The 2,241-nt window shown below is 40.0% G+C and carries 3 protein-coding genes; 1 reads left to right on the top strand and 2 read right to left on the bottom strand.

The window, feature by feature from the left end; all coding sequences use genetic code 11:
* Nucleotides 1–466: 466 nt before the first annotated feature.
* Together J7438_RS25175 and dhiT are read right to left on the bottom strand one after the other, a co-directional pair.
* Nucleotides 467–754: a DUF2442 domain-containing protein gene (locus J7438_RS25175; protein ID WP_209278794.1), complete on the bottom strand. Its 288-nt coding sequence runs from the start codon at nt 752–754 to the stop codon at nt 467–469.
* 8 nt (nt 755–762) lie between these two features.
* Nucleotides 763–1,032 (bottom strand): type II toxin-antitoxin system toxin DhiT, encoded by a 270-nt coding sequence (gene dhiT, locus J7438_RS25170; RefSeq protein WP_209204770.1) that lies wholly within the window; start codon nt 1,030–1,032, stop codon nt 763–765.
* A gap of 517 nt (nt 1,033–1,549) precedes the next feature.
* Between dhiT and J7438_RS25165 the strand changes: the two genes are divergently transcribed.
* Nucleotides 1,550–2,110, top strand: a complete 561-nt coding sequence (locus J7438_RS25165) for a hypothetical protein (protein ID WP_209278793.1) — start codon at nt 1,550–1,552, stop codon at nt 2,108–2,110.
* Nucleotides 2,111–2,241: the final 131 nt, after the last annotated feature.

The following is a 2,241-nucleotide window of genomic DNA, read 5'->3' as shown; positions in this document are numbered from 1 at the left end:
AAAAACGCTCTGATTCAAGATCAACCAGAAAAGTAAACTTCAATAGACCTTCCTCGCCAGAAATCAACCCGGGCTTGTGCAACAACAGGATAGATTGCGGCTGGGCGCAATCTATCCTTATTCGTTAGGGTGTAAGTCTCATACTGATCAATGAAAAATAACCCGCAACCCCTGCAACGCAAGGGATTGACGACTTTTAATCATTTGCATTGATATCCCAAAACAGCACTCAGAAGAAAAAACCGCGTAAGAGACGGGACCAGATTTGACGCATTCTCTGGAGGTAGAGTCATTTAAACCTGAAAGTTGGCCAGAAAAACTTTCCTCATCACCATAAATATCGATACTCAAGCCCTATAGGATGGATCTGTGTGAGACTAACACCCTGACAGAATCAGTGAGTTTGCCGATAGTGCCGTCCATTTCCCATCAGAATAAGACTACAGTACTCATCAATATGAGACTTTCACCCATTCGTTAGGTGCGTTGTCAATGTTTTGTTTGAGCGGGGAGCTGGACTCACTGAAACGCCAAGAAGATAAAGAGTATCTTTGCTGAAATCTTGCTCATTAGGCCATTCTACTGAGCCAAATGCTACTCTAACCTGCTTAAAATAAGATTCATCTTTGAGTTCAGAAAAAATACCTTTTTCTAAAAAAGGCGTGACATCAAAATCTTTGAATTCGTCATTTTCAAACTCAACCCTCAACTTATAATTTTCTAGAGCTTGAACAGACTTAACAGATGGATTCATATTTACACCTACTTTAAAGGATCAATCTTGAATACCGAATCACCATTAATTGCCAAATCCCAGTTGGCCATAAGACTTTCTTTATGAATTTCAATCCATGCATCAACCAATTTCTGTTTGTTTTTTGGCAGACTTCCTTCCAAGACATTTCCTGTCGGAATCTCAATAATTGCACTGCAATCCTGATAATGAACATGGATATGCGGCATATTATGTTGCTGATTATCAAAATAATACATACGGACAATCAAGCCATAAAACATTGATATTGTTGGCATTTAGACACCCTTAAATCAAAGTCATACCCGATTATACTCCATCGAATACAGATATTCAGCGGATTTTGAACAAGCACCTAACGCCGCCAACAGGGGCAGACAAAATGCGTAGCGGTTTGGCTGTCCCTCTGGCTGCTGGCTGCCATGGTCGGTTAAGGTAGTTTTTGGGTGTCCTTGATTTTGCCCGCTCTTCACTTTTTAAAAAGTGGGTGTCCTTTTTATTTATCTTCTATCTAGCTGTTGCTGAGTGCTTTTTATACGCTTCCTGTTTGGTATGAATGAGAAATTCTTACAATGATCAATACTATCATTTAAAAAATGAATAAATGACGTACTCTCTTCACTTTTTAAAAAGTGGGTGTCCTTTTTATTCCGTAATGCAGTGGTTGGGAGACACTCATCCTGAATAAATAGCGTTCTGAAAAAACGCTCTGATTCAAGATCAACCAGAAAAGTAAACTTCAATAGACCTTCCTCGCCAGAAATCAACCCGGGCTTGTGCAACAACAGGATAAGATTGCGGCTGGGCGCAATCTATCCTTATTCGTTAGGTTCATTTGCACAAGTTTATGATGGAGGTGATACGTTGCCTTGCCAATTTTCTAATATCTTCGTTTACGCTTATAGACCTGTAATCAGCGTACTGGGCATACAAAAGAAGCATGCCTTCCTTCTTATTTTTGCCATAAGCCAATTTTTTCCAGGCATGGCGCATGCGGAGACGAAGGAGAAAGGGCAGCTTGTTCAGCTCGCTATTGATGATACTCTCATGCTCTTTAAATCTTTGGTCAGTGAGAATATGAATAACTCGTATTTCTTCGTTGGCAAGTTTCTCAAGATCAGTTCTGAAGCTGTCAGAAATCCGATCAAGGCTAGCAATGAATCGTTTTCGTTGAAAAAAGCTGACGTTGAGCAAGTAAACAAGAAAAGCGAGCATGATAGCTCCAAGGGCTTTACTTATTGGATGGCCAGCAATATCGGCGAGTTCGTGTTCGATCATTTTTATTTGTTCGTAGTAATAGTTTGTTGGTGGATTATGTGGCCTGATGATGAAGATGAGAAAAAGAATTCTGAGTAAGAACCTAACGCCAAAATCAGGTGCGCCGTAGGCGTCACCTGGATTTTTTTGTTATGTTCACGATGATTAGTACAAAGATTCCGAAAACAGTAGCTATGAATGTTAAAACTACTTTGAAGTAGTCAAACCAG

It is taken from the genome of Thalassotalea sp. G20_0 (assembly GCF_017744175.1).
Lineage (GTDB): Bacteria > Pseudomonadota > Gammaproteobacteria > Pseudomonadales > Endozoicomonadaceae > Endozoicomonas.
This window is presented reverse-complemented; position numbering and strand designations above follow the sequence as displayed.

Coding starts and splice junctions, on each gene's coding strand:
- dhiT (WP_209204770.1), bottom strand. CDS start 1,032: ATGCCAACAATATCAATGTTTTATGGCTTGATTGTCCGTATGTATTAT.
- J7438_RS25175 (WP_209278794.1), bottom strand. CDS start 754: ATGAATCCATCTGTTAAGTCTGTTCAAGCTCTAGAAAATTATAAGTTG.